The following is a 25,083-nucleotide window of genomic DNA, read 5'->3' as shown; positions in this document are numbered from 1 at the left end:
CAGTGACTCAGGCGAGAACAACGGTGAAACCCGCGGACACCACCGGCTATGTGGCGGTGATCGGGCTCGGGTACATAGGCCTGCCCCTCGCCGTGTCGCTCGCGGCCGGCGGGCATCGGGTGGTGGGCGTGGACACCGACCCGGGCGTACGGGCCGCGGTGCGAGCCGGCACACCCCGGTTCCACGAGCCGGGCCTGCCCGAGCAACTGCGCGCACTGCCCCCGGGAGCGCTCACCGTCGAGGAGCACCTGCCCGACGCGGCCCCGGACGCCGTCGTCGTCTGTGTGGGCACCGCCGTACACGCGGACAACCAGCGGCCCGACCTGCGGCACCTCGTCGCGGCGGTCACGGAGGTCGCCGACCGCGTCACCGACCGCACGCTCGTCGTCGTCCGCAGCACCGTGCCCGTCGGCACCTGCCGCAACACCGTCCTGCCGCTGCTGCGCAAGCGGGTCCGCGAACCGCTTCTCGCCTTCTGCCCGGAGCGCACCATCCAGGGCCGGGCCATGGAGGAACTGCGCTCGCTGCCGCAGATCGTCGGGGGACTCGACGAGCGGTCGGTGCTCAGCGCCGGGCGGCTCATGGCGACCTGCGCCACGGACCAGGTGGTGGTGTCGTCCCTCGAGGCCGCAGAGATGATCAAGCTGATCTGCAACGCGCACACCGACCTCATCTACGGCTTCGGCAACGAGGTGGCGCTCCTCGCGGAACGGCTCGGACTCGACGCGGACGAACTCATCGCCTCCGCCAACCTCCGCTACCCCCGGCCCGACCTGAGCCGGCCCGGGTTCGTCGGCGGCAGCTGCCTGGTCAAGGACCCGTACCTGCTGATGCACAGCGGTCACGAGACCGGCCATCAGATGCCCATGGTCGCCGCCGCCCGGGCCGTCAACGAGAGCCTGCCCGGCCGGCTCGTCGACCGGGTCACCAAGGCGCTCGCCGCAGCCGGCAAGGACTCGGCCGACACCAAGGTGCTGGTGTGCGGCATCGCGTACAAGGGCCGGCCCGCGACGGACGACACCCGCGGATCGGCGGCCGTCCAGCTCGCCCAGGAACTGGGCCCACGGGTGGGCACGCTGGCGGGCCACGACTTCACGGTCGGCCGTGACCGGATCGCGGAGATCGGGTTCCGGCCCGTGAACCTGACGGAAGGGCTGCGGGACGCCGACGCGGTGATCGTGCTGACCGACCACCCGGACTACGGAACACTGCGAGCGGAGAACCTCCTGGAGCAGATGCGCCCCGACCCGGTGGTCTTCGACATGTGGGGGCTCCTCCAGAACGAGCTGGCGGACCTCGCCGGCCTCACCTACCTGAGGCTGGGCCGTGGCTGAGCGCGTCCTGATCACCGGAGGTGCGGGCTTCATCGGGCTGCATCTGACGCGCCGACTGCTCGCCGAGGGCGCGCGGATCACTCTGGTCGACGACTTCTCCCGAGGACGCAGGGACGACGCGCTGCGCGACATCGAGGCCGAGGTCGAGGTCGTCCGCCACGACCTCACCCGGCAGATCCCGGACGGGCTGCTGCCGGGGGACTTCGACGCGGTGTACCACCTGGCCGCGGCGGTCGGGGTGCAGCAGGTCACCCGGGATCCCGGTCACGTCCTGCGGACCAACATCCTGGCCGCAACACATCTGCTCGACTGGTGTGACAGGACAGGCCCCGGAGCCGTGTTCCTCAGCTCCACGAGCGAGTTCGCGGACGGTGCCGCCCAACTGGGCGCCGCACCTCTGCCGACCCCGGAGAACGCGCCGTTCGTCCTCACCCGGCCGCACTCCGCCCGCTCCTCGTACGCGCTCAGCAAGGCCGTGGCCGAACTGATGCTGCTCCAGCGCGCGAGCAGCACACGGGTGCGCATCGGGCGGTACTACAACATCTACGGCCCGCGCATGGGCAACGCCCATGTGATCCCCCAGTTCATCGAGCGCGTCGTCAAGGGGGTCCACCCCTTCACCGTCTACGGCGGCGACCAGACCCGGGCCTTCTGCTACGTGGACGACGCGGTGGACGCCACGGTCCGGCTCATGCGGCTGCCCACGGACGCGCCGCTCGTGGTGAACATCGGCAACGACCAGGAGGAGCTGGCGATGACCGAGCTCGCCCGGCGTCTGCTGGCGCTGGCCGGGGCACCTCCGGAACTCGATGTCCGGGACGCGCCGGAGAACTCACCGGCGCGGCGACTGCCCGACCTCACCACCCTGCGCCGGCTGTTGCCGGACTGGCGGCCGATGGCCCTGGACTCGGGGCTCCGGGCGATGCTCGACTGGTACGGAGTCCCCCTCGCCACCCCGTCCCCCGAGGCCTCGCGGTGAGCCGCTTCCTCGTGGTGTTCGGCGGATACGGCAAGGGCGGCACATCGGGTGCGGAACGGATGGGATGGCGCACCACCGAGGCACTGCGCCTGCGCGGGCACCAGGTGCGGGTACTCACCGACGCCGAGGCCCCGGAAGAAACCCTGCACCGGGAGTATCGCCTGTTCCGCACCGAGGACGAGGTGATCCGGGCGGGGGAGCGCCCGGACGTGGTCCACGCCTACGACCTGGCGCGACCGGAGCAGGTGGCGACGGCGTTGCGGCTCGCCGACAAGTGGGAGGCGCCCTTTGTCCTCACCCCGGCCTCCGAACCGCGGCTCTGGCCCGACCTCGGACTGGGCCGCAGCGCCTGTCGCGCGGCGCGGGCCCTCTACACCCTCACGGCGGCGGAGGCGGACGCGGTCCGCTCCTTCGGAGCGGCCCCCGAGCGGATACGTCCCCTTCCACAGGCCCCCGATCTCGTGGGAGACCCGAGGCCGGCGGCCTTCCGGCAGCGCCACCGACTGGGCGGCCGCGTCGTCCTCTTCCTCGGCCGCAAGACCCGGACCAAAGGGTGCGGTGTCCTGCTGGACGCCGCACCCCTGGTGTGGCGTACGGCTCCGGACACCGTGTTCCTGTTCGCCGGACCCGACACCGAGGCCCCGGTCGCCGAAGCGATCCGTACCCACCCCGACGCACGGGTGCGCGACGTGGGGCTGCTGGACGAACAGACCAAGCACGACGCCCTGGCAGCCTGCGACATCGTCTGTCTGCCGAGCAGCGCCGACGTCTTCCCGCTGGTCTTCGCCGAGGCATGGGCGTGCGGCAAGGCCGTGGTGACCGGCGACTTCCCCGGCGTGCACGAAGTCGTCCACGACGGAGTCGACGCCCTCGTCACCCCGGTACGCCCCGCCGACGTGGCCGACGCCCTGCTGGGCCTGCTGACCGACGACGCGAGACGGACGGCGCTCGGCGACGCGGGCCGGGGCCGGGTGCGCCGGGGCATGACCTGGGATGCCGTGGCAGCCGCCGTGGAGGCGGGGCTGCCGGCCGGGGACGGGGCGATCGACATGAAGAGAGGAACCCGATGACGGATACGGTTTCGGGCCGGGTCCGGGTCGCGCTCGCGGACAACACCGTGGGCCGGCGGGAGATCGAGGCCGTCAGGGACGTACTCGACTCCCGATGGCTCACCGCGGGCGAGGTCACCCGGGAGTTCGAGGACGAGTTCGGCCGGCGGCTCGGGGCACCCGGATGCGTCGCCGTGAGCAGCGGCACGGCCGCGCTCCACCTCGCGATGCTCGCCCTGGGCCTGCGCGCGGGCGACGAGGTGATCGTCCCGTCGCTCAGCTTCGTCGCGTCCGCGGCGGTCGTCGCCCTGCACGGAGGTGTGCCCGTCTTCGCCGACGTACGGTCGCCGACCGACCTCACCCTCGCGCCCGAGGAGGTCGAGCGGCTCATCGGCGAGCGCACCAAGGCCGTCGTGGTGATGCACTACGGCGGCCACCCGGCCCAGGTCCGCCGCACGACGCGGATCGCGCGCGCCGCGGGCATCGCGGTCGTCGAGGACGTGGCGCACGCGCCGCTCGTCCCGCTGGACGGGCGGATGCTCGGCACCTTCGGGGACATCGGCTGCTTCAGCTTCCACGCCACGAAGAACATGACCACGGGCGAGGGCGGCATGGTCACCGCTCGCGACCCCGCCCTGCTCGACCGGGTGCGCCGCCTGCGGTCGCACTGCGTCGAAGCCACCCCCTCGGACGGTACGAAGCCCGGGACCACCCCCTACGACGTGCTCGGCGTGGGCCTCAACTACCGGCCCACCGAGATCTCGTCGGCGCTGGGACAGGCCCAGCTGTCCCGTCTCGCGGCCGACCGTGCCCACCGCGGCCGGCTCGTGCGGCGGTACCGCGAAGGGCTCGCCGCTCTGCCCGGAGTCACCGTGCCCTTCGCGGATCGCACCGAGGACTTGGCCCACCACCTCATGACCGTGCTGCTGCCGCCCGGCAGCGACCGGTCCGCGGTGCGCGGCGCGCTGTTGGACCGCGGGGTGCAGACGTCGGTGCACTACCCGCCCAGCCACCTGCTCTCCTACTACCGGGACGATCCCGACGGCCTGCGGCGCGACGCCTCCCCCCGGGAACACCTGCCGGTCACGGAGAGCGTGGCCAAACGGCTGCTCACCCTGCCGCTGCACAGCCGCATGTCCGACACGGACGCGGACCTGGTGACCGAGGAACTGGCGGCGGCCCTGGCACCCGCCGCGGAGCGGAGCTGACCCCCGTGGCCTTCACCGTGCACCAAGGACGCGTCCTGCGGGACGGGGCCCCGTTCACCGCGCTGGGCGTGAACTACCACCCCTCGCAGGCGGGTTGCCGGCTGTGGTCGGAGTGGAATCCGCAGGTCGTCAAGGAGGACTTCCGCCGGATGGCGGCCGACGGTCTGAACACCGTACGGCTCTTCCTGTTCTGGCGTGACTTCATGCCGCGCCCCGATGACGTCGACGAGGAGGCGCTGTCCCGACTCGAGTGGGCCGTCGCGGCCGCCGACGAGGCGGGCCTGGCCTGCGTCCTGTCGCTGCTGACCATCTGGATGAACGGGCAACTGCTGGAGGTGCCCTGGCGCGCCGACCGCAGCCCGTGGCGGGACCCCGAACTCCTGCGGGCCGAGGAGATGTACGTCCGTGCCGTGGCCCGTGTCGTGCGTCCCCACGACAACGTCCTCGCCCTCGATCTCGGCGACGAACTGTGGAACATCGACATGGCCGAGGCCCGGAGGCTGAGCCGCGACGACGTCGCCGTCTGGCAGCGCCGCCTCGCCGACGCCATCCGCCAGGAGGCTCCCGGCACCCTCGTGACACAGGCCGACGACGCCTCCGGTGTCTTCGGCCCGGAACCCTATGGCAGCGACAACGGCGCGGCGCTCGACCTCGTGGGCGTGCACGGCTTCCCGCCCTGGGCCCCCGTACCGATACCGTCGACGATGTCGTACGAGGCGACGAACCTGGTGCCCTTCCTCGCCCGGTTCGCGTCGGCCCACGGCACGGCGATGGTCGACGAACTCGGCAGCTACGGAGTGGACGAGCGGACAGCGGCCGCGTACCTGGGCGCGACCGCGGCATCACTCCTGGCGGGCGGAGCCGCCGGAGCCCTGGTCTGGTGCTGGCAGGACCTGGCCTCGCGCGACGAGCCCTACCGGGAGCGACCGCAGGAGCGCCACGCCGGCCTGCACCACCTCGACGGCACTCCGAAGCCCGCGATGCACACCTTGCGGAAGGTCGTCCGGGCCGCCGACGATCTCGCTCTGCGCCGAGCCCCCGCGTCCACCCTTCTGTACCTGCCCGAACGGGTCCGCGGCCGGGGACACTCCTACCTGGACGGGCCGGGCAGCGTACCCGCGACCTTCCAGGCGTACCTCATGCTGAAGCGGGCACACCTGGACTTCGACCTGGTCACCGGGGAACCGCCGGAGCGGGCCTATCTGGTCTGTCCCGCACCGACCCGTCTCACCCTGACCGACATCGAGCGCCTCACGGCGTTCGCGGACCGCGGCGGCACCGTCTACCTCTCGCTCGGCGACCATCTGCACGCCTTCCCCGGGCCGGAGTTCGTCGGCGCCGAACTCGTCGACTACGAGCTCGACCCGGTCGGCAAGTCCGAACTGCGCTGGGACGGCGGGACCTGGCCGCTCGACTGGACCACGGCGACGGTACGGCCCACGACGCTGCGGGCCACCACGGCCCGCGTTCTCGCGACCTATCCCGACAACTCCCCGGCCCTGCTGGAACACCGGGTCGGTGCCGGAAAGGTGCTGTTCAGCAACGCGCCGACGGAGCAGCAGAGCGCTCGCCCCGGCGCCCTGACCGGCGCCCCGTGGGAGGAGTTCCACCGGCGGCTCGCCCGTAGGGCAGGCGTGGCACCGCTCCTCGACGGCCTCCCGCCGGACGTCGAGATCGTCAGCGGGACGGGCCGGGGCGGCCCCCGGACCGTACTGATCAACCACGGCCGGCACCCGGTACGGCTCGAACACGGCGACGAGCCGGGGCGGTTGACCGAGCTGGCGGCCAAGGAGTGGACAGTGATCGCACCAGGGGAAGCTGAAGGAGCGCCGCGATGAAGGCCGTCGTCTATCAGGGCCCGGGCGACATCGTCGTCTCGAACGTTCCCGAGCCTCGGGTCGAGGAGCGCCGCGACGCCGTCGTCCGCGTCACCAGGTCCGGGATCTGCGGGACCGATCTGCACCCTTTCCGGGGCGAGTTGCCCGACTTCGCACCGGGCACGGTACTCGGCCATGAGTTCGCGGGGGTGGTCGTGGAGGCCGGACCCGACGCCCATGTGACGGTGGGGGAGCGGGTGTTCGCCTCCGATGTGGTCGCCTGCGGACGGTGCGCGCTGTGCGCCCGCGGCTGGCACTACCAGTGCCCCGAGGCGACCCTCTTCGGCTACGCGGACGTCGTCGGCAAGCCGTTGTCCGGCGGCCAGGCGGAGTACGTCCGGGTGCCGTTCGCCGATGTCGTGCTCAGAAGCGTGCCGGAGGGCGTCTCCGACGAGCAGGCGCTGTTCGTCTCGGACGTGCTCACGACGGCGTACACGGCGGTGCGGGCGGCGGCGCTCACACCCGGCGACACGGTGGGGGTGGTGGGAGCCGGGCCGGTCGGCCTGCTGGCGGGCTGCTGCGCGGCGATCGCCGGGGCCGGCCGGGTGATCGTGTGCGACCCGGCTCCCGAGCGCCGGACGGCCGCCGAGTCCCTGGGTCTCCAGGCCGTCGTGCCCGGGGAGTTGGGCACGGTGCTGCGGGAAGCCGCCGGGACGCGGGGAGCCGCGGCGGTGATCGAGGCCGTGGGCACCGACGCGGCACTGCGCGCCGCCGTGGAGGCGGCGGGCCCCCGGTCCACCGTCGTGGCCGCCGGAGCGCACCACTCCGCCGCCATGCCCTTCCCGACCGGGCTCGCATTCGGCCGTGAACTCACGCTCCGGTTCACGGTCGGCGACCCGATCGCCCTGCGCGAGGACGTGCTGCCCCTGATCACGCAGGGGCTGCTCGACCCGTCGGCCGTCGTGACGCACCGGCTGCCGCTGTCCCGGGCGGCCGAGGCCTACGCGCTCTTCGACGGGCGAGCCGCCCTCAAGGTCGTCCTGTCACCGTGACACCGCGGCCCCGGTCGGGCCGAAGGCGCCACGGGACATGGCGTTGAAGAGGTTGAGCCGCTGGATGTCGCGGGTGCCCTCCATGAACTCCAGCCCCCGGGCATCCCTGATCAGCTTGTCCAGCAGCGGGTGGTCGAGGCGTGCTCCGGCGGGGAAGAACTCACGGGCCGCGAGCGTCACCTCCTCGGCCATCCGCCCCGAGCTCACCTTCGCCGCGGACGCGAGGTGCCCCTGGTCGGGGTCGTGGTCCACGGCGGCGGCCGCCCGGTGGGTCAGCGCGCGCACGGCCCGGATCCGCCGCTCCATGGCGTCCAGCCGATCGCGTTCCGTCGCGCGCAACGAGCGCCGGTGCGTACGGACGTACTCCACCGCGGCACGCGACAGGCCCAGCCCGATGGCGGCCACCGTGGGCCGTACGACGTTGAAGGTGCGCAGCCAGCCGCGCATCCCCCGCTGCACCGGCTTGAGATGCCGCCCGAGCATCCGGTCCGCGGGGATCTCCACGGAGTCCAGCGTGATGGCCCCCAGCTGCGCGCCACGCAGACCGGTCGTCTCGATGGGCTCGGCCCGGAAGCCGGCCGTGCCCGATTCCGCGAGGACCGCGGCCAGACCGAGCGGACCGGGACCCGTGCGGGCGAAGACCACCCCGATGTCGCCGCGGGCGGCGTTGCCCACGAACCGTTTGGCGCCGGTCAGCGTCATCGGACCCTCCTGCGACGCTCCGGTGACCGTGGTCTCCATCCGCCCCGGGTCGGACCCGTGGCCGGGTTCGGTGAGCGCGAAGAACGTCCACGTCGGCCGCTCCAGCACCCGGCTGAAGAACCACTCCTTCTGCTCGGCGGAGCCCAGGGTGTTCACCAGGACTCCCGCCATCGGGGCGCCGGGCGCGCCCAGTGTCAGACCGGCGTCGCCCCATGCCCCCTCCTCCACGAAGACGACGCGTTCGAGCGCGCTCATCACATGGAAGCGGTGACCGCGGATGACGAGGGGGTGCGGGTTGTACTCGGGCGGTACTTGCAGGGACCCGGCCCACCGCAGTGTGTCGAGGTGCGTCAGCCGCTGGACGGCCGAGGGATCGGCGTCGACCTCCAGAGCGTGCGTACGCAGTTCGGCGGCCCACTCATGGGCCTGGCCCGCGAGCAGTGCGAGCCGGTCGTCGAGTTCCGTCATGCGCTGTCTCCTCCCCGTTCCGCCGCCAAGGGCTCCGCCGTCGCGCCGCTGTAGGCGTCGGCGAGCAGTTCCGAGACGTACGCCGTACGCCCCGCCTCGTCGCAGGTGAAACCGCCGGCTCCGAGCAGCCGCACCAGGCCCCGGTCGGCCCTGGTGAGCTGGTCGTGCAGGGCGGCCTCGGCCGTTTCCCGGCAGCCGGGTTCCGGTGCCCATGCCAGCAGGGCGCTCTCGATCTCCAGCTGCTCCATCAGCCCGTCCGCGACGGCGCCCCGCACCAACTGCTGGCGCAGCAGCGGGACTCCGCCGGTGGTACGGCCCTCCAGGTAGGTCAGGCAGCTGTCCAGCAAGGCCCTGGACAGGCCGAGCCGGAGCCACAGCAGTCCCTCCGCCACGGCGGCGTGATCCTCCCGGGCGGACGCCCCCGGTGGTTCCTCGGGCATGGGCCCCGTGAGCCGAAGGGCATGGACACCGGCTCCGGCGACGGCCACCGGGGTGCACTCCGTCTCGGTCAGCGACGCACGGTCGGACCAGCCTGCGGCCCACCGGACCCGGGTGGCGTCGCGCAGGGTGTGCTCGGGTGCCAGCACGTGCCCGCGCGGTCCGCAGACCAGAGTCCCGGGGCCGGGCACGTCGTGCCATGCCGCCAGCGCGGGACCGAGCTCCCGGCGGCGCGCGAGATCGTGGACCAGCGCGGGAGACCCGGCGGCGGACGCCTGCGGCGGAACCAGGGACGAGGTCATGCGGAGGGTCCTCCCTGACAGGAGCGGGCCGGTATGTCGATCACACAGGTGTCGAGGCGGGCCGACTCCTCGTCGTAGTCGGCGAGTACGACCTGCCGCCCGGTCGGCAGCCACTGCGGCAGCCGCGTCCCCAGCAACCGCCACAGGCCGGAGGCGGGACGGCCCGGGGCGGCGCACTCGATGTCGCGGCCGGGCGCGTCGGGCAGCAGGCCGTCCAGCGCGTACCCGCCGAGGAGGGCCGGCGGCGCCCCCGATGCCGGTACGGTGCGCAACCGGCTCTCCAGATGCTCCGCGACGTTCTCCGGGGCGATGGTCACGGCGCTGTCGAGCCGGATCCGCCCGAGGCCCCCGGACCGGTCCAGCACGAGCACGGACGCGGCGTCGTACTCCACTCTCAGCTGCGGCCGGACCGGCCCGTCGTGCAGCACGGAGCTCTGGTCCAGCAGGAACAACAGGGCCCGGCCGTCCCCACCCTCGGGCATCGTGCGGGCGATCAGGCGCAGCGCGGTGAAGGGAGCACTGACGCCCTGGTCGGACACGGCGAACACCAGTCCGGCGCCGGGCACCGCCTGGCTGAGGTACCCGCCGGGGAACCCCGGTTCGGAGTCGGGCGCGGCACTGGCGAGGACCGCCACATCGAAGTGGTCGGCCCGGGACCCGGCGCGGGCCAGCAGGGCCTCCAACAGGTCGGTGTGGGTGACTCGGGGTGCCGCGAAACGCTCGGGCGCGTACGACTGCCCGGCGGCGGCCATCAGATCGGAGTAGTACGTCAGCAGATCGGAGTGGTACGTACTGAGGTCGCCTATGTACCCGCGGGAGCCTTCGGCCCCCGTCGACTCATGGTGGTCGATGAACGCGAGAGGGACCTGAAGGGGAAGGGAACCGGTGGGCCCGTTCGCCTGGTGCGGTTCCGCGTGGCCTGTCGCTGTGTAAGTGACCATCTGCCTGATTCGTCGTCTGCCCGGTCAGCGCCGGAACACCATGGCGGAAAAGGTTGCACCCAGACCCACCGCTGTCATCAGATAGTGGTCGCCCGGCTTCAGGCGCCCCATTTCCTCGGCTGTCTGGTAATTGATGAACGCATCCGCCCCGAAACAATGGCCCATAACGGCCAGATTCTCCAGGAAAAGTCTTTCCGTCCCCCGGACGGCCAAGTTCTTCAGCACCTTTGCCCAGGACATCCTGTTGACATTGTGCGGAAGTATCAGAGTGATGTCGTCGAGGTCCAGGCCGGCCGCCTTCACGGCATTCCTCATCACCTCGGCGAGAGCCTGGGGATAAACCTCCTGGAACTCCGCGGCCCGCTCGGCCGTCATCCACGGACCGCCGTGGAACTCGCCCAGTGTGTGGGTGGCGTACCCGAGCAGCCGGTTGCGCGCACCGCCCGCGCGCACCAGCACGGCGACGGCACCCTCTCCCATCACTCCGGTGTCGGTGATGACCTGGGCGGAGGAGGTGAAGGCCTTCTCGCCGGCGAGTACCAGTGCGAGGCCGTCCTCGTCGCCCTCGGCGGTCAGCGTCCGCCCCATCAGTTCCACGGCGAGCAACGCCGAGGCGCAGGCGTGCTGGGAAAGGCAGAACGTGTTGGCGTGGTCCAGCCCCAGCGCCCGGCTCACCTCGCGCACCGGACTGCGGGGGTAGGGCGCGACCAGGGGCATGGTCCGGGCGTGGACCACATAGCGGACGTCCTGTTCCCGTCCGCGCAGTTCCGCGAGGCCGGCGGTGGCGGCCAGCAGCAGCTCGGCGGGTCCTCGCCCCTGGTCCATCCGGATGTCACGGAAGCCGAAGTAGTGCTCGTAGACCTTGATCCGTGCCGCGTTGACTCCCTGTGCGCCGAGGCACTCGGACACGGGTACGCGATCCGACGGAATGAAGCTCGAAACGGCTTCGAGCGAGGTCACCTGTTCCTCCGCATCGTGCAGCGGCTCGCTTCCGGCGTGCGACCCGGCCTGAACTCTCAGGGTCGGAGCGAGGTGCGGCGGCAGGCAAGCCGCACAGGGGCGCACCTAGAGTCCCCCGTTCGGGTATGCCAGGGCGGAGCATAAAGCGAAAGTTTCGAAATATCGAAGCGCATCGACGAAAGTCGAAGGAATTGGAATGCAGGGGCGGTGGAGGAAGAATGATAAAACTGGACATTCTCCCTATATCTTTTCCATGTGCACCGACGGGTATATCCGCTTGACACTACAGAGGGCCATAGCCAGACTTGTCGAAGCGCTTCGACGGGGTTATGTGCGGTTTTTCGCCAACCCTGAGCCGGGTGGGGTGCCGACGGGGGTGTCGCATAGGGGTTCGTGTGCCGGATTGCTGGGCACCGTGCCGTGACGTCGCCTGGTGAATCGATTCAGCAGCGGGGGGACGACTCTTGTACGGGATGGAGGAGGCGTCATGTGGGAACAGAGTCTCGTGATGTTCGAGGAGGAGTGCGGCGTCCCTGCCGACAATGTCCTTGTCGACGTCGCACTGTGCGTGGGCAACGAAGTCCTGTCCAGAGGGCTCGAAGCGACCATCCAGCAGATCGACTGCGCCAGATTCATCGGGCCGACAACGCCCCGTGAGGTGCTGCTGGACCGGCTGACCTCGACGTTCTGGCCCCCGCGCCCGTCAAGTGCGGGCTCCCGCATTGTCGTGGTGGCGTTCGACCAGTGGCCGCTCTTCGGGGAGTGGAGCGAGCTGTCCAGGGAGGACCGGGAGGAACTGCCCAGGATTCTCGTCATCGGGGACGAGATCCGGCACGCGGACATCAGCCGCTACAACGACCTGCCCACAGACGGCTTCCTCGCGCTGTCCGACCTCTCCGCCCAGTCGCTAGCGGAGACGTTCCGGCGGATCGCGGCCGGTGAGATGCCGATGCCGGCGTCCCTCGCCAGACAGTTACTGTCCGGGGGCCGCCCGAGGGCGAGCCGTGTCGAGAAGCAGCACATCGTGCTCACCGAACGGGAGAGTGAGACGCTCGCCCTGCTTGCCGACGGACTCAGCAACAAGCAGATCGCCCGCGCCCTCAAGATCTCCACCCATGGTGCGAAGCGGCTGGTGGGGGCCGTCCTGCTGAAACTGGGCGCCCCCAACCGGACGACCGCTGTGGTCATCGCGATCAACGCCGGACTGGTGGGCGCCGACGGCGCCTGAGACCCGAGAGTCGGACACGGGCGGCGGGGAGACCGGCCGCCGCGCCGCCCGGGCGATTCTCAGAGCCAGTCCCGCCGTTTGAAAATGACGTACAGACTGGTGCACACGACGGCCATCAGGCCGATCGCAAAGGGATATCCGGCCCCCCAGTGCAACTCCGGCATGTGATCGAAGTTCATTCCGTAGATGGTGCCGACGAGGGTGGGCGCGAAGAGGATGGCGGCCCACGAGGAGATCTTCTTGATCTCCTCGTTCTGTTCGAACCCCGCCTCCGCCAACGCCCGCATCTCGGCGTTCTGCTGCTGGGTGACCAGCGTCGCGTTCACGGTGAGGATCTCGGTGAGGGCCTGGCGGAAGCCGTCGACGCGTTCGCTGGTGTGGGTGACGTGGTCGGCGACGTCCCGGAGGTAGCGCTGGAGTTCGTCGTCGGTGCCGTACTTGGAGAAGCCGGCCATCAGGCCGTGCAGCATGCCGACCAGGGGACGGGTGGCGCGCTGGAACTCGACCATCTCGCGGGAGAGTTCGTAGATCCGGCGGGAGACCTCCGGGTCGCCCCGGAAGACCTCCGTCTCGATCTCGTCGATGTCGTTCTGGACGCCGGCCACGACCGGGACATAGCCGTCGACCACCGCGTCCAGGATCGCGTACAGCACCGCCTCCGGGCCGAGCTTCAGCAGGTCGGGCGAGGCCTCCATGCGGCTGCGGACCGCCGAGAGGTCGGGGGCCGCGCCGTGCCGGACCGTGATCACGAAGTCGGGGCCCACGAAGACGTGCAGCTCACCGAAGTCGACCTCCTCCGGGGCGTCCAGATAGCGGGCGGCCCGCAGGACGACGAAGAGGGTCTCGCCGTAGCGTTCGAGCTTGGGCCGCTGATGGGCCTCCATCGCGTCCTCGACCGCGAGCGGATGCAGATCGAACTCGGCCGCCAGGGAGAGGAGTTCCGCCTCGGTCGGACGGGCGAGCCCGATCCACGCCATGCCGGACCGCTGCTCGCGCAGCTCACGGAACGTCTCGGCGAGGGTCGCCGGGGCGGCGACCCGGACGCCGTCGCGGTACAGGGCAGCCTGGACGATGCTCGGCGGTTCCGCCTCGGGGGCCGCCGGGTCGGACCGGTCGGCGGGTAGCTTCTCCGACGGAGGGGGAGTGGTGGCCGGGGCCAGGGCGCGGAGCCAGGCGGACTTCCCTCGGCCCCTCGCGGTCGGACGGGCGCGTCGCTCGGACATCACGGCTGCCTCTCGGGTCGAGTCACCGGCTGCGTGATCAGCGAGCAGGATATACGCGGCACGGCGACCGCGGGGTCCGGGCGGCGCGGGCAGCGATGTGCGTTGCGGACAGAGGGTGTCCGCAACGACCGTTAGCGTGCGCGGTATGACGAAGACGGCCCCCGTGCTCGACCCCCGCGCCCTCAACCGAGCGACCCTCGACCGGCAGCTGCTGCTCGGCCGTTCGCCGCTGACGGCGAAGGCGGCGGTGGAGCATCTGCTCGGCCTCCAGGCGCAGAACGTCAAACCGCCCTACTACGCGCTCGCCGCCCGCCTGGACGGCTTCGCCCCCGAGGAGCTGTCCGGCCTCATGGCGGACCGCGAGGTCGTCCGGATCGTCACCATGCGCTCGACCATCCACACCCACACCGCCGCCGACGCCCTCACCCTGCGCCCGCTCGTCCAGGCCGCCCGCGACCGCGAACTCACCATCTTCCGCAAGGGACTCGCCGGCGTCGACCTGGACCGGCTCGCCGCCCTCGCCCGCGACCTCGTCGAGACCGAGCCGCGCACCATGAAGCAGTTGCGCGAGGCGCTGCTCGAACAGTGGCCCGACGCCGATCCGCAGTCCCTGGCGATCGCCGCCCGCTGCCGGCTCCCTCTCGTCCAGGTCACCCCGCGCGGACTGTGGGGACAGAGCGGCCAGGTGGCCCTCACGACGGCCGAGCACTGGCTCGGCCGCCCCACCGAACCCGCCCCCGCGCCCGACGCCACCGTCCTGCGCTACCTCGCCGCCTTCGGCCCCGCCTCCGTCAAGGACATGCAGACCTGGGCCGGCCTGACCCGCCTGCGCGAAGCCTTCGAGCGCCTGCGCCCGCAGCTCCTGACCTTCCGCGACGAGCACGGCGCCGAACTCTTCGACCTCCCCGACGCCCCGCGCCCCGCCGCCGACACCCCGGCCCCGCCCCGCTTCCTCCCGGAGTTCGACAACCTCCTCCTCTCCCACGCCGACCGCACCCGGGTGATCCCGGCCGCGTACTGGGGCCGCAGCTGGGTGGGGAACACGGCGTACGCCACCTTCCTCGTCGACGGCTTCCTCGCGGGCGTGTGGAAGCTGGAGGGGAACGCCCCCGACACCCACGCCCCCGACACCCACGCCCTCGTCATCGAGCCCTACGGCAAGCTGACCAAGGCCCAGCGGGACGAGGTCACCCAGGAGGGGGCGCGCATGCTCGCCACCATGCACCCCGGGACCTCGTACGACATCCGGTTCGGGACCGTCGTACGCCCGTCCTAGAGTCCACCCCATGGAACTGCGCCAGCTCGCCTACTTCGTGACCGTCGCCGAGGAACTGCACTTCGGGCGGGCCGCCGAGCGGCTGCACATCGTGCAGTCGGCGGTCAGTCAGCAGATCCAGCGGCTGGAGCGGGAGCTGGGGGCCGACCTGTTCGACCGTTCGCCCCGGCGGGTGCGGCTGACGGCGGCCGGGGAGCGGCTGCTGCCCGAGGCGCGGGCCGTACTGGCCGCCGCCGAGCGGGCGCGGGCGGCCGTCGCACCGCCGCCCGGCCTCCGGATCGGTACCAGCACCGGGCTCGGTGAGCATCTGGACCGGGTGCTCGCCGCGTTCGCCCGCCGGGCACCGGACGTGCCGGTCGAGCTGGTGTCCCTGCCCGCCGCCGAGCGGCTCGCGAGGGTCGCGGGCGGGCAGTTGGACGCCGCGTTCGTACGGGCCGTCGAGCCCGTGCCGGGCGTCAAGGTGGTGCCGTTGTGGGCCGATCCGCTGGTGGCCGCGCTCCCCGCAGGGCATCCGCTCGCCGCCCGCCCCGAGATCGGCGTCGAGGAACTCGCCGGGCTGCCACTCGCCCTCACCGAGCGGCGCACCAACCCCGCCCTCGTCGACCTCGTCGTCGGCGCCTGCCACGAGGCCGGGTTCGAGCCGCCGCCCGGACCGGTGAACGGCTCCCTCCAGGACACCCTCGCCACCATCGGCACCCGCCCGCTGTGGACGGTCGTCTACGCGTCCCACGCGCGCGTGCTGCACACCCCGAGGGTGGCCTTCGTACCGTTCCGCGCGCCCGGGCTCGCCCTGTCGACAGGACTGGCCGTGCGGGCGTCGACGCCCCCGCCGTATCTGGAGGAACTGCTCCTGGCCTGCGGCGATCACGAGAACTGATCGCTGCGGTCGCGGGCTGCCCCTTGGTCACGGACGCCGGAGGCGATGGACTGGAGTCACCGAACAGGCACACCGCTCAAGGGAGTCCAGTCATGCCGATCGTCACCGTCCAGCAGGGTCCGCGCGACACCGAGCTCAAGCGGGACCTCGTCAAGCGGATCACCGACGCGTTCGTGGACGCGTACAAGATCCCCGCCGAGACCGTCCAGGTCTGGATCCACGAGGTGCCCACGGACAGCTGGGGCGCGGCGGGGAAGCTCACCGCCGACAGGTAGGGCGCATGGATAGGGGGCGCTGCGGGCCGCTCGTGGAGGCCCGCAACGCCCCCTGGTACTTCACCTGAGGGGTGCTCAGGAGAACTTCTGGGACCTACGAGTTGACCTGTGCGGTCACCAGGCTGGAGAAGGTGGTCAGCCGGGTGTAGACACCCGGGTAACCGGCCTCCGCGCAGCCCTCGCCCCAAGAAGTGATCCCTGCCAGGACGCCCCCGATGAGCAGGGGACCGCCGCTGTCGCCCTGGCAGGTGTCTGTGCCGCCGGAGGTGTATCCGGCGCAAACCATGTCGGACTTGACGAAGTCCGAACCGTAGGAGCTCGCACAGCTGGTGTCGGACACGATCGGGACGGTCGCGGTCCGCAGCTGGTTGGAGGAGCTGCCGTTCTCCGAGGTGGTGCCCCAGCCGAGGATGCGGGCGGTGGTGCCGGCCGCGTACACGCTGGTCTGGGACGAGGAGACGTACGACGCCGGGGTGTACGACATCGCCGTCGAGAGGGTCAGGACGGCCACGTCGTCGCCGTTGGTGGCGTCCGTGTAGCTGGGGTTGATCCAGATCTTGCTGACCCGGCTGACCGTACCGTTGGTGCCGTTGAGGTAGGTCCGGCCACCGACGACACGGACGCTGCTCGTGGTCTCGCCGACCATGCAGTGAGCCGCCGTCACCACCTTGGTCGAGGAGACCAGGGTGCCGCCGCAGAACTGGTTCTGGGACGAGTCCGTGATCTGCATCATGAACGGGTACGAGGTCGTCGTGGTCGTGGAACCGCCGACGATGGGCTGGGGAGCGGCTACGGCGGAGGGGGCGCCGAGCAGTGCGGTCGCTGCGGCCGCAGCGGTGGCCGCCACGACGGCCGCGGTTCTCTTGGCGCGGTTGAGCCCGAACATGAGTCTCCTCAGTGGGGGTTGCCGGTGGGGGGACGCGCGGGTGTGGGGGGTGAGCACGGGGGTCGCGGGACCGACCCCCGTATGCCCGGGCGAGCGGCACGTTCATAACCTAGAACCGGGGAGTTCCCCTTCCCAATGAGGGAACCCCCTAGGGGAGTTGGGCAGGGAAAACCCTCGGTCGGCCGCAGCCAAACACCACGCGGGTCAGTAAAGCCCGCGCTGTCTCACTTCGTACGGCGCCCCGCCGCCAGTCGGACGATGTCCACCCGCGAGCGGATCCCCAGCTTGCGGTAGACCCGGGTCAGGGTCGCCTCGACCGTCTTGACGCTGATGAACAGCCGCGCGGCGATCTCCCGGTTGGTCGCGCCCTCCATGACGAGCGCGGCGACCTGACGCTCCATCGCCGCGAGCCCTTCGAGGGCGTCGGCCGCCGGCGCGGGCGCGGCCGGCGGTTCCGGTTCGGCCGCCGGTACGACCGTCGCCGCGTCGACCTGCCGCAGCCAGGGCAGCGCCCGGCAGCGCCGGAAGAGGCGGGCCGCCTCGTCGTACGACGTCGGACCCGGGCGCCGGGTGCGCAGCTGGGCCAGCGCGAAGGCGGTGCGGGCCTCCTCCAGGCCGTACCCGAGTTTGGCGAGCCGGTCCTGCACCGACGTCAACTGGGCGAGGGCGGCCTCGTGTTCACCGCGTGCGGCGCGCAGCAGGCCCTCGGCGCGGTCCAGCACCGCGAGCACACTCTCCCGGCCGAGCCGCAGCGCCTGTTCCCGGGTGACGTCGATGACGTCCTTGGCCTCGCGCAGCTCGCCGGTCCTGACGAGCGCCTCGGCGAGATCGCCCTGCCAGCGGCCCCGGGCCGGGTCGGTGATGCCGAGCCCCTGCTCCAGCTCGCGCACCCGGCGCAGCGAGCGGACGGTTCCCTCGGCGTCCCCGGCGACCAGCTGGGCGTAGCCGAGGGCGGTCAGCGCGCGGGAGACGTACATCTGGTCGCCGTCCTCCTCGGCGTGGTCGACCGCTTCCCTGGCCAGCTCCAGGGCTCGCTCCACATCGCCGCCCGAGGCCTCGCCGAGCGAGGTGAGGACCGCGGAGGCGACCTCGCCGATGCCGGTGTCCCGGGCCATCATCAGGCTCTCCCGGGCGAGGTCGAGGGCCCGGCCGCAGTGCCCGGAGCGCAGCTCGGTCTCGGCCACCCCGCGCAGGAAGTGCACCTCGCTCTCGACGGCCCCGGTGCGCTGGACCTCGCGCAGCAGTGCGGTGACCGTCGCGCGGGCCTCGGCCAGCTGGTCGCTCATGATCAGCCAGCGGAACCGGGAGTAGCCGGCGCCGTTGTGATGGCACGACACCCGCGGGTCCTGGGGTTCCTTCAGGGCGCGCTTGATGGTCGCGGGGGCGTTCGGATGGCCCATCAGGGTCTCGATCTGAGCCTGGAAGGCCAGCGCCATCAGCTCGTTGTAGCGGTCGCCGGCCCGGGCGGCGAGCGCCGCCGAGTGGGCCGCCTCCTCCCGGGCCTGGTCGAAGTCGCCGTCCACCAGGACGGCGCGCCAGGTCAGCTGGTAGTGGATCAGGGCGAGCAGCTGGGGGTCGTCGCCCGCGTCGGCCAGGGCCTGCGGGAAGACCGAGTCGACCTCCGTCATGGCGTGGCCCGCGGTGTCGATCACGATGATCCAGGCCCGCACCCGGTCCGCGGGCACGGTCGCCCGGGTCAGCACGTCCCGGGCGATGTCCCGGGCGAGGTCCAGCTCACCGGCGGTGATGGCGTCCTCGGCGGCCTGGAGACGCCGCGCGTCGGGGTCGCCCTCGGCGGGGGTGTGCCGGGCGGCGAGCAGTCCGAGGGAGGCGGCGACCGAGGGGGCGCCGCGGTCCCGGGCGAGGGAGGCCGCCTCGGCGAGGCTGTCGGCGGTGTCCGGGTCGGTGCCGGTGGTGGCCAGGGCGAGGTGCCGGGCCCGCTCGATGGGGTCGGAGGCGGCCTTCGACAGCGCGGCGTGCGCGGCCCGTCTCTCGTGCGCGGGAGCCTCCGCGTACAGCGCCGCCGAGATCAGCGGATGCGCGAACCGTACGGCGGGGCCCTCGGGCTCGGTGGCCAGCAGGCCGAGGGCGGCGGCCTGGGCGGTCTCCGCCTCGGCGTTCTCCCGGCCGGCCGCGCGCAGCAGGGCGGGGGTGGGGCGGGCGCCGGCGCTGGCCACGAGGAGGGTGCGGCGGGCCTCGTCGGAGAGCATCTCCAGGCGGTTCAGCACGAGGGTGCGCAGCGAGGTGGGCACCGGGAGCGGCTCGCCGGGGCGGGGCGGGGTGGGGTTCTCGCTGAGGGCGCGGCCGAGTTCCAGGGCGAAGAGCGGGTTGCCGCCGCTGGTGCGGTGGATGTCCCGGACCGTGGAGCGGGGCAGGCCGGTGTAGCCGCGGTGGCCGAGGAGTTCGGAGACCTGTGTGCGGGAGAGCGGGTTGACGCGCAGGGCGAGGGTGTCGGGAGGTGACGCGCGTAGGTGACGGTCGTACTCCTGGCCCTCGGTCCGTACCGCGCACAGCATCCGTACCGGGGTGTCGCCTAGGCGGCGGGCGGCGAAGCCGAGGAGTTCGGCGCTGGCGGAGTCCAGCCACTGCACGTCGTCGGCGACGATCAGCACCGGGCCCTCGGCGGCGAGCGCGCGCAGCGCCGACAGCACCGCCAGCCGCAGGGCGAGGCCGTCGCGCTGGAGAGTGGACTCGCCGCGGCCGGTGAGCGCCGACTCCAGCGCGGTGCGCTGCGCGGCGGGCAGCTTCCCGGACACCTCGTCGAGGACCAGACCGAGCAGGTCGGCGAGGGCGAGGAAGGGGAGATGGGATTCGGACTCGGTCGCCGAGCAGCGCAACACGGTGCGGGCCGAGCCGCCGTTATCCGCGGCCAATGCCCGCAGGACGGTGGACTTTCCTATTCCGGCGGGGCCGTGCAGCAGCACGCTGCCGCCCCGGGCAAGCTGCTCCCGGGCCTGGGCGAACACCTCCTCCCGGCCGATGACCAGGTCAGGGCGGCATCTCGCAGGCTCCTGGAAGTCCCGTTGCACGGTCGCCGCTCCCCTCGTGTCGTGTCCGGGCCAAATTCTAGGCAACGATTCTTTGAAATCCGGAGGGGAGACGTGGTGAGGCACATAACAACCTCACAGCATGAGGAAATTCAAAGCACAGCCGAATGAATGGTTGGGTGATGTTCTAGGGCAGCAGCCCTGCCCGGCGCGCCGCCGCCACCGCCTCCCCGCGGGTGTGCGCGCCCAGCCTGCGCATGGCCGAGCGCAGATATCCCTTGACCGTCTCCGCACGCAGCCCCAGCCGTTCGGCGGCAGCCGCGTTCGTCGCCCCCTCGGCCACACAGGCCAGGACGTCCAGCTCACGCGGGGCGAGGGCCGTCCGGACTGGTGGCTGCCGCGGGGTGAGCAGCCCGCACGCGTCGAGGAGCTCGGCCCGCAGCGCCGGGTCGGTGATCCGCGGCGCCAGCGCCCGCAGCGCCGCGTGCGCCTCCCGGACCTGTTCCCGCGACACGGGGTCCACCCCGGCCGGCTCGGCCGACGCCACCAGTTCCCTCGCCTCCTCGCGCACCACCAGCGCCTGCTCCACGTCCCGCGCGGCCTCCATCGCCGCGCCCAGCACCCGGTCACCCAGCGGCTGTACGGTGCGCAGCGCGCCGTACAGCACACCGCGCACCCGGCGCCGTACGACGACGGGCACCGCCACGATCGAGCGCAGGCCCTCGGTGGCGACCGGGGCGTCGTACTCGTGGCTGATCTGCCGGGAGGCGGAGTAGTCCGTCACCGCGCACGGGCGGGCGAGGGCGACCGCCCTGCCGCCGAGGCCGCTGCCCGAGGTCACCGCCAGGGCGCGCAGCGCGAGTGTCGAGGTGCCGCTCAGTTCGCTGATCCGCATCTGCGGGCGGCCGGCCTCCACGAGCCCGCCGAAGGCGACCGGCAGCCCGGTCGTCCGCCGCAGCCGCACCAGCGCGTTGCGGATCTCCGCCGCCTCCGTGGTCACCCGTTCGTCCTTTCGCCGCGGCGCACACCCCCGTTCGGGGGTAGTGAGACCTGCATCACGGAGTAAACGATGACAGAGAGCCGCCCGGCAATGGTCCGGCCCTGAGGAGGACAGATGACGACGGAGTCGTTCCGCGGAGCGCGGGACTTCCTGCTCGCCCACCGCGAGGACTACGCGACGGCCTACGAGGGTTTCACCTGGCCCCGGCCCGAGCGCTTCAACTGGGCGCTCGACTGGTTCGACGTCATCGCCGAAGGCAACGACCGGACCGCCCTGCACATCGTCGAGGAGGACGGCGCCGAGGTCAGGCTGTCCTTCGCCGAGCTGTCCGAGCGCTCCGACCGGGTCGCGAACTGGCTGCGCGCCCAGGGAGTGCGCGCCGAGGACCGCGTCCTGGTGATGCTCGGCAACCAGACCGAGCTGTGGGAGACCGCCCTCGCCGCGATGAAGCTGCGTGCCGTCGTCATCCCGGCCACCCCGCTGCTCGGCCCCGCCGACCTGCGCGACCGCGTCGAGCGCGGCCGGGTGCGGCAGGTGCTCGTACGGTCGGAGGACACCGGCAAGTTCGACGACGTGCCCGGCGACTACACCCGGATCGCGGTCGGCGGCGCCCCCGAGGGCTGGCGGCGCTACGAGGACGCCTACGCCGCCTCGCCCGACTTCACCGCGGACGGCCCGACCGGGGCCGACGACCCGCTGATGCTCTACTTCACCTCGGGCACCACCGCCCGCCCCAAGCTCGTCGAGCACACCCACACCTCGTACCCGGTCGGGCACCTGGCCACCATGTACTGGATCGGCCTCAAGCCCGGCGACGTGCATCTGAACATCTCCTCGCCCGGCTGGGCCAAGCACGCCTGGTCGAACCTGTTCGCGCCCTGGAACGCGGAAGCGACCGTCTTCATCCACAACTACACGCGCTTCGACGCGGCCCGTCTGATGGCGGAGATGGACCGCGCGGGGGTCACCACCTTCTGCGCGCCGCCCACCGTGTGGCGCATGCTCATCCAGGCCGACCTCACCCAGCTGCGGACCCCGCCGAGGGAGGTGGTGGCGGCCGGGGAGCCGCTGAACCCCGAGGTCATCGAGCAGGTGCGGCGGGCGTGGGGGGTGACGATCCGGGACGGTTTCGGCCAGACGGAGACGGCGGTGCAGGTCTCCAACAGCCCCGGCCAGCCCCTGAAGACCGGCTCGATGGGACGGCCCAGCCCCGGCTACCGGGTGGAGCTGCTCGACCCGGTGACGGGGGCGCCCGGCGCGCGGGAGGGCGAGATCGCACTCGACCTGTCGGCCCGCCCGGTCGGCCTGATGACCGGCTACCACGGCGACGCGGACCGTACGGCGGAGGCGATGGCCGGCGGCTACTACCGCACCGGGGACGTCGCGTCGCGGGACGCGGACGGATACCTCACCTACATCGGGCGCGGCGACGACGTCTTCAAGGCGAGCGACTACAAGATCAGCCCCTTCGAGCTGGAGAGCGCGCTGCTGGAGCACGAGGCGGTCGCCGAGGCGGCCGTCGTGCCCGCGCCGGACGAGCTGCGGCTCGCGGTGCCGAAGGCGTACGTGGTGCTGGCGGAGGGCTGGGAGCCGGGACCGGACACCGCGAAGGTCCTCTTCGAGCACTCGCGGGGCGTCCTGGCACCGTACAAGCGCATCCGCCGCCTGGAGTTCGCGCCTCTGCCCAAGACCGTCTCCGGCAAGATCCGCCGCATCGAGCTGCGCGAGGCCACGGCCGCCGGCTCGGCCGCCGAGTACCGCGAGGAGGACTTCCGATGAGCTCCTACACCCATGGGACGAGCGGGACTTCACTGCTCGGGGACACGATCGGCGCGAACCTGGACCGGGCGGTGGCGAACTGGCCGGACCGCGAGGCATTGGTCGACGTGCCGTCCGGACGGCGCTGGACCTACGGTCAATTCGCCGCCGATGTCGAGGAGTTGGCGTACGCGCTGATGGCGAGCGGGGTCGCCAAGGGTGACCGGGTGGGCATCTGGGCGGTCAACTGCCCCGAGTGGGTGCTCGTCCAGTACGCCACCGCCCGCATCGGCGCGATCATGGTGAACATCAATCCGGCGTACCGCACCCACGAGGTCGAGTACGTGCTCAAGCAGGCCGGGATCTCGGTGCTGTTCGCGTCCCTCAGCCACAAGACGAGCGACTACCGGGCGATGGTCGACCAAGTGCGGGGCAGCTGCCCGCAGTTGCGCGAGACCGTGTTCATCGGTGACCCGAGCTGGGGCAGGCTCCTCGCCCGCGCGACTCCGGCGGCGTACCCGGAGCTGTCCTGCGACGACCCGATCAACATCCAGTACACCTCGGGCACGACGGGCTTCCCGAAAGGGGCCACGCTCTCCCACCACAACATTCTCAACAACGGTTACTTCGTGGGCGAGTTGATCGCGTACACCGAACAGGACCGGATCTGTGTCCCCGTCCCCTTCTACCACTGCTTCGGCATGGTGATGGGCAACCTGGCGGCCACCTCGCACGGCGCCTGCATGGTGATCCCGGCCCCGTCCTTCGACCCGAAGGCCACCCTGGAGGCCGTCCAGCGGGAGCGCTGCACCTCCCTCTACGGCGTACCGACCATGTTCATCGCGGAGTTGAACCTCCCCGACTTCGCGGAGTACGACCTCTCCTCCCTGCGCACCGGCATCATGGCGGGCTCGCCGTGTCCGGTGGAGGTGATGAAGCGGGTGGTCGCCGAGATGCACATGGCGGAGGTCTCCATCTGCTACGGCATGACGGAGACGTCCCCGGTGTCGCTCCAGACGCGGCGGGACGACGACCTGGAACACCGCACCGCAACGGTCGGCCGCGTCCTGCCCCACATCGAGGTCAAGGTCGTCGACCCGGTGACCGGCGTCAGTCAACCCCGGGGTGAGGCGGGGGAGTTGTGCACCCGCGGCTACAGCGTGATGCTCGGCTACTGGAACGAGCCCGAGAAGACCGCCGAGTCGATCGACGCGGGCCGCTGGATGCACACCGGCGACCTGGCCGTGATGCGCGAGGACGGCTACGTCGAGATCGTCGGCCGCATCAAGGACATGATCATCCGGGGCGGCGAGAACATCTACCCGCGCGAGATCGAGGAGTTCCTCTACGCCCACCCGAAGATCGCGGACGTCCAGGTCGTCGGCGTGCCCCACGAGCGCTACGGCGAGGAGGTCCTCGCCTGCGTCATCCCCCGCGACCCGGCCGACCCGCCGACCCTGGACGAGGTGCGCGCCTTCTGCGAGGGACGGCTGGCCCACTACAAGGTGCCGAGCCGGCTCCAGGTACTTCAGTCGTTCCCGATGACGGTGTCGGGGAAGGTGCGCAAGGTGGAGCTGCGGGAGACGTACGCGGCGGGTTAGTCGCGGCGCATACAGACCCGGGGCCACCGGTCGAGGCCGAGGTCCGCCTCGTGGGCGCGGATCTTTCGCAGGCCCGGCGTGAGTTCGGTCGCGTCCAGGACGCGGAAGCCGAGGCGCTCGTAGTACGGGGCGTTCCAGGGCACCTCGGTGAAGGTGGTCAGGGTGAGGGCGGTGAGGCCCTCTTCGCGGGCGCGGTCGGCGGCGCGAGCGAGGAGGGACTCGCCGATGCGGCGACGGGCGAAGTCCGGGTGGACCGAGACCTGCTCGATGTGCAGGGCGCCGTCGACGGGCTCGCAGATCAGGTAGGCGACGGGTCGATCCTCCCCGTCGGCCGCGACCCAGGCCCGCCCCGCCCGGCGGTACCCCTCCAGGACGTCCACCCCGAACGGCTCGTCCTCGGCGATCGCCGCCATGCCGACGGTACGGAAGGGGGCACAGGCGGCCCGCTCGATGTCCTGGAGCGCGGGGAGTTCGTCGGGGGTGGCGGGGCGGATACGCATCGGGCGAGTATGGCGGGCTCCGGGGCCGACCGCACCGGCTTTCCGACGGCCGCGGCGGGGACCACCGCGAGTGCCACGCCTCCAACGACAGCGGGCGCCCCGAGATCGACCGAGCCCCAGCCTCATCGGCCCGCCTCCTTGGGGCCCACCATTACCGGCGTCGGCCCTGCCGCACGGCACGCACCGCCGCTGACGCACCCCCGGCCGGGCCCGGCGATTACC

21 protein-coding genes are annotated in these 25,083 nt (G+C 71.9%); 12 read left to right on the top strand and 9 right to left on the bottom strand.

The window, feature by feature from the left end:
* The first annotated feature begins 2 nt into the window (after positions 1-2).
* From OG866_RS09000 to OG866_RS08975, 6 genes are read left to right on the top strand one after another with little or no spacing between them, the layout of a single operon-like run.
* Positions 3-1,334 carry a nucleotide sugar dehydrogenase gene (locus OG866_RS09000; protein WP_329333131.1) on the top strand — a complete coding sequence of 444 codons (1,332 nt, stop codon included), beginning with the start codon at positions 3-5 and terminating at the stop codon, positions 1,332-1,334.
* A complete protein-coding gene (locus tag OG866_RS08995) occupies positions 1,327-2,313 on the top strand; it encodes an NAD-dependent epimerase/dehydratase family protein (RefSeq protein WP_329333129.1) in 987 nt (328 codons plus the stop codon). Before OG866_RS09000 ends, OG866_RS08995 begins: the two co-directional genes overlap by 8 nt.
* A complete protein-coding gene (locus OG866_RS08990; RefSeq protein ID WP_329333127.1) occupies positions 2,310-3,383 on the top strand; it encodes a glycosyltransferase family 4 protein in 1,074 nt (357 codons plus the stop codon). The genes OG866_RS08995 and OG866_RS08990 overlap by 4 nt, the downstream gene beginning before the upstream one ends.
* Positions 3,380-4,570 (top strand): DegT/DnrJ/EryC1/StrS family aminotransferase, encoded by a 1,191-nt coding sequence (locus OG866_RS08985; RefSeq protein WP_329333125.1) that lies wholly within the window; start codon positions 3,380-3,382, stop codon positions 4,568-4,570. The genes OG866_RS08990 and OG866_RS08985 overlap by 4 nt, the downstream gene beginning before the upstream one ends.
* 5 nt (positions 4,571-4,575) lie before the next feature.
* Positions 4,576-6,408, top strand: a complete 1,833-nt coding sequence (locus tag OG866_RS08980) for a cellulase family glycosylhydrolase (RefSeq protein ID WP_329333124.1) — start codon at positions 4,576-4,578, stop codon at positions 6,406-6,408.
* Entirely contained in the window at positions 6,405-7,439 is a 1,035-nt protein-coding gene (locus OG866_RS08975; RefSeq protein ID WP_329333122.1) for an alcohol dehydrogenase catalytic domain-containing protein, read from the top strand. Before OG866_RS08980 ends, OG866_RS08975 begins: the two co-directional genes overlap by 4 nt.
* On the opposite strand, the gene OG866_RS08970 is transcribed toward OG866_RS08975, so the two are convergent.
* Genes OG866_RS08970 through OG866_RS08955 form a run of 4 tightly spaced genes read right to left on the bottom strand, consistent with a single transcriptional unit; the run spans position 7,431 to position 11,355 of the window.
* On the bottom strand, positions 7,431-8,609 hold the full coding sequence (locus OG866_RS08970) for an acyl-CoA dehydrogenase family protein (protein WP_329333120.1): 1,179 nt from the start codon (positions 8,607-8,609) through the stop codon (positions 7,431-7,433). The two genes, OG866_RS08975 and OG866_RS08970, sit on opposite strands and share 9 nt — an antisense overlap.
* The gene (locus OG866_RS08965; RefSeq protein ID WP_329333118.1) at positions 8,606-9,349 is read right to left on the bottom strand and encodes a hypothetical protein; all 744 of its coding nucleotides are present in this window, start codon (positions 9,347-9,349) and stop codon (positions 8,606-8,608) included. The genes OG866_RS08970 and OG866_RS08965 overlap by 4 nt, the downstream gene beginning before the upstream one ends.
* On the bottom strand, positions 9,346-10,290 hold the full coding sequence (locus tag OG866_RS08960; protein ID WP_329333116.1) for a hypothetical protein: 945 nt from the start codon (positions 10,288-10,290) through the stop codon (positions 9,346-9,348). Before OG866_RS08960 ends, OG866_RS08965 begins: the two co-directional genes overlap by 4 nt.
* A 24-nt stretch (positions 10,291-10,314) precedes the next feature.
* Positions 10,315-11,355, bottom strand: coding sequence for a 3-oxoacyl-[acyl-carrier-protein] synthase III C-terminal domain-containing protein (locus OG866_RS08955; RefSeq protein WP_329333115.1), 1,041 nt, complete (start codon positions 11,353-11,355; stop codon positions 10,315-10,317).
* 382 nt (positions 11,356-11,737) lie between these two features.
* Between OG866_RS08955 and OG866_RS08950 the strand changes: the two genes are divergently transcribed.
* Entirely contained in the window at positions 11,738-12,478 is a 741-nt protein-coding gene (locus OG866_RS08950; RefSeq protein WP_329333113.1) for a helix-turn-helix transcriptional regulator, read from the top strand.
* A 59-nt stretch (positions 12,479-12,537) separates the two neighbouring features.
* Here the strand turns inward: OG866_RS08950 and OG866_RS08945 are convergent, their stop codons facing one another.
* Complete coding sequence (locus tag OG866_RS08945; RefSeq protein WP_329333111.1) at positions 12,538-13,701, bottom strand: magnesium and cobalt transport protein CorA; 1,164 nt, start codon at positions 13,699-13,701, stop codon at positions 12,538-12,540.
* 145 nt (positions 13,702-13,846) lie between these two features.
* Between OG866_RS08945 and OG866_RS08940 the strand changes: the two genes are divergently transcribed.
* The 3 genes from OG866_RS08940 to dmpI all read left to right on the top strand — a co-directional run bounded on the left by OG866_RS08940 (position 13,847) and on the right by dmpI (position 16,129).
* A complete protein-coding gene (locus OG866_RS08940; protein ID WP_329333110.1) occupies positions 13,847-14,977 on the top strand; it encodes a winged helix DNA-binding domain-containing protein in 1,131 nt (376 codons plus the stop codon).
* 10 nt (positions 14,978-14,987) lie between these two features.
* Complete coding sequence (locus tag OG866_RS08935; protein WP_329333108.1) at positions 14,988-15,854, top strand: LysR family transcriptional regulator; 867 nt, start codon at positions 14,988-14,990, stop codon at positions 15,852-15,854.
* Between the two features lie 92 nt (positions 15,855-15,946).
* Entirely contained in the window at positions 15,947-16,129 is a 183-nt protein-coding gene (dmpI, locus tag OG866_RS08930; RefSeq protein ID WP_194083858.1) for a 4-oxalocrotonate tautomerase DmpI, read from the top strand.
* Between the two features lie 94 nt (positions 16,130-16,223).
* On the opposite strand, the gene OG866_RS08925 is transcribed toward dmpI, so the two are convergent.
* The 3 genes from OG866_RS08925 to OG866_RS08915 form a co-directional block, all read right to left on the bottom strand.
* Positions 16,224-17,015, bottom strand: coding sequence for a S1 family peptidase (locus OG866_RS08925; protein WP_329333105.1), 792 nt, complete (start codon positions 17,013-17,015; stop codon positions 16,224-16,226).
* 224 nt (positions 17,016-17,239) lie between these two features.
* Positions 17,240-20,044 (bottom strand): ATP-binding protein, encoded by a 2,805-nt coding sequence (locus tag OG866_RS08920; RefSeq protein WP_329333104.1) that lies wholly within the window; start codon positions 20,042-20,044, stop codon positions 17,240-17,242.
* A 145-nt stretch (positions 20,045-20,189) separates the two neighbouring features.
* Positions 20,190-21,002: a helix-turn-helix transcriptional regulator gene (locus OG866_RS08915; protein ID WP_329333102.1), complete on the bottom strand. Its 813-nt coding sequence runs from the start codon at positions 21,000-21,002 to the stop codon at positions 20,190-20,192.
* Between the two features lie 114 nt (positions 21,003-21,116).
* On the opposite strand from OG866_RS08915, the gene OG866_RS08910 reads away from it, so the two are divergent.
* A complete protein-coding gene (locus tag OG866_RS08910) occupies positions 21,117-22,781 on the top strand; it encodes an AMP-binding protein (protein WP_329333100.1) in 1,665 nt (554 codons plus the stop codon).
* Positions 22,778-24,361, top strand: a complete 1,584-nt coding sequence (locus OG866_RS08905) for an AMP-binding protein (RefSeq protein WP_329333098.1) — start codon at positions 22,778-22,780, stop codon at positions 24,359-24,361. The genes OG866_RS08910 and OG866_RS08905 overlap by 4 nt, the downstream gene beginning before the upstream one ends.
* Here OG866_RS08905 and OG866_RS08900 read toward each other — a convergent pair.
* Positions 24,358-24,987, bottom strand: coding sequence for a GNAT family N-acetyltransferase (locus tag OG866_RS08900; protein ID WP_329333096.1), 630 nt, complete (start codon positions 24,985-24,987; stop codon positions 24,358-24,360). The genes OG866_RS08905 and OG866_RS08900 overlap by 4 nt on opposite strands.
* Positions 24,988-25,083 lie beyond the last annotated feature (96 nt).

The sequence above is a fragment of the Streptomyces sp. NBC_00663 genome, assembly GCF_036226885.1.
In the GTDB taxonomy this organism is placed as follows: domain Bacteria; phylum Actinomycetota; class Actinomycetes; order Streptomycetales; family Streptomycetaceae; genus Streptomyces.
The sequence above is the reverse complement of the archived record's forward strand: the minus strand, read 5'-3'. Positions and strand labels throughout refer to the sequence as shown.